The following is a 2,703-nucleotide window of genomic DNA, read 5'->3' on the forward strand; positions in this document are numbered from 1 at the left end:
CAATTATTCTTCTCTCTAAGTCCTTATAGAGAACTTCAACAGTTGCTTGTGCCCTATCTTTTGTGATAATACTAAGTCTGCTCATGATCATACCCCCCTTTGTTTATTTTTTAATTACGTTTGAAAAATTTAAGTCAAATTGCGTTAATTAAATAATTAACAATCTTATTGAAAAAAAACTCCTATAGTAAACTCCCGTCCTTAACTTTTATGCAAGTTCAAAATATATAGTCAATTGTGACTTTTCTATAAATATTATACCACAGATATTATTCATATCAATAAAAACTGTTTTGAAAATATACCCCAGTTTTAGACTGGGGTATTACATTAGGAAGATTCCTACCAGGGTTGTGACTGCCAGACCTATTATTACAGGCCAGAAATTTCTTCTGGTCAATTCAAAGGGATCTACTTTACATATGGCTGCTGCTGGTATGACAGCCCAGGGAATTAATGTTCCCCCTCCAACCCATATGGCCGCTATTTGACCTAAGGCTGTTAAGGTGGCTACTCCCCTTCCTATGGCAATTGAAAATAGCTTTGCTACAGAACCAGCTAAGGATATTCCTGAGAAACCTGACCCGTCAAGGCCTGTTATTGCACCAAGGGTTGTTAAGGTCACAGCTCCAATTCCCGCATTAAGTGGAGCTACACTTGCTAAGGCCAGACCCAGATCATTAACAATTCCTTCAGATGTAGCGGGCAAATAGTCTCCAATGATACTTACAAAACCATCTCCACCTATATAAAAGAAGGCTGCTATTGGAATTATGGGACCAAATATTTGAATTCCAAACTTAAGGCCCTCTACCAAATGACTTGTTATCTGTTCTAAAGCCCTGGTTTTGTATGAAGTCATAGTTACTAATATAAGTATCAGTACTGCTGTACCTCCAACCAAGGCTGTAGCATCGCCGCCTTGCAAATTGGCTAATACCATTATAACTACATCTATTAGGAAAAGAATTGGTATTAACATAGAGTAGAATCTCTTTAGTTTAGGTGATAAAACCAGCCCTTCTTCTTGAACTTCTTCCTTTCTGTAGTTGTCATTGGCTGTACCCCTTATTTTATTATTTTTTAAATCTCTCCTTAAGAAAATATATGCTATTGTTGTGGTCACAATTCCCATTATAAATACTAATGGTACACTTGCAGATATAACTTCTCCAACTGGAATTCCAGCTGCATCTGCAGTAAGTTTAGGGGCCCCTTGAATTATAAAATCCCCAGATAGAGCTATGCCATGACCAAATAAATTCATTGCCATGGCTACTCCTATAGCTGGTAATCCTACTTTGACTGCTACAGGCAGTAAAACCACACCTATTAGGGCTACTGCTGGTGATGGCCAGAAAAACCAGGAGATAATCATCATCAATATACCTATAACCCAATAGGCTAGTGCAGGAGTTTTTATAAGCTTTGCAAAAGGAGAAATCATCATTTGATTTATGCCAGTTTTCGTTAAAATTGAGCTCATTGCCACTATTACAGATATTATCAATATAGTTCCTAATAGCTCAACTATGGCATATATAAAGCTATTAAATATGGCTATTATTGATGAGTAAATGGAATTTGTAGCTATTAGTGATAAAAGTACTATACCTGCAATGCATATAAATGTTGTATCCCGCTTTGCAATCATAAAGCCCAAAATTAAGAGGGTAAAAACAAGATAAACCCAATGTAAAGCGTTTAACTCAACTATCAATAATATCACTCCCTTAATAAATTCTATACACTACCTTAATATGCAGGGAATGTTCTTAAATCCCGCTCCATTGCTATTTTTAGCCCTAATTTTCCAAATGGTTGAGAAAAATAAAGCTATACGTGTTTTTGGGTGCACTTAAATAAACCTAGCTAAAATGTAGGTTTCATATAGATATTTACTTTTTAGATGTCTATCTAGTACAGTGAAGAATCCTATTACGAAATCTATAAAAGTTTTTAAGTCCAAAGGATATTCGTTTTAATACCTTGATTTTATTGTTGAAACCTTCAGTTGGACCATTAGTATAACCATATTTAAAGGCATTTTTAATTTCCTTATGCCATCTTCTATATGTAGCTGCACATTTCTCAAACTCTTTTATTCCAGAGCTTTCTGCATTTTGAATCCACTTAGCTAATTCCCTACATTGGTAGGAATATTTATCGCTTTGACAGATTTCATAAAACCATTCTTTAAGTTTATGGGCAATACGTAGGTCATCATTATATAAAAGCATTAAATCAACGGCTTCTTTATTCTCATCCTTAAGCTTATGATATCGCGTTAAAATTAGCTTTCTGCTCCGTTTATAGTATTTTCTAAGAGTAGCAGTCATAGATTTTTGTATGCGTTTCCTGACATTTTCAATAGCCCAAGTTACATGCCTAATAAAGTGGTATTTATCGATAACAATTATAGCATTAGGGAAAAATACTTTAGCTAAATCAACGTAAGGCTGCCACATGTCGCATACAAAGAACTTCACCTTATTCCTTTCCTTACGAGAAAATTGCCTAAAGTAGCTTACAAGATCACTTTGACACCTGTCAGGAATAATATCTAAAACCTTTTTCTTTTCCCCATCAACAAGAATACACTGATACTTTCCAGTCTCTGCATTCCCCTTAAACTCATCAATACATAGAACCTTAGGTAGTGTAGGAGTACCATAATTAACATGATTAAAGATACGAATAACA

The 2,703-nt window shown here is 35.0% G+C and carries 2 protein-coding genes; both read right to left on the reverse strand.

Features of this window, described 5'->3' with window-relative positions:
• Positions 1-325: 325 nt before the first annotated feature.
• Positions 326-1,720, reverse strand: a complete 1,395-nt coding sequence (locus C3E89_RS00850; RefSeq protein WP_272876545.1) for a hypothetical protein — start codon at positions 1,718-1,720, stop codon at positions 326-328.
• Between the two features lie 193 nt (positions 1,721-1,913).
• A partial coding sequence (locus C3E89_RS00855; RefSeq protein WP_236910613.1) for an ISL3 family transposase occupies positions 1,914-2,703 on the reverse strand: 790 nt, incomplete at its 5' end.

This window comes from Clostridium sp. Cult1, assembly GCF_021655095.1.
In the GTDB taxonomy this organism is placed as follows: domain Bacteria; phylum Bacillota; class Clostridia; order Tissierellales; family Tepidimicrobiaceae; genus Schnuerera.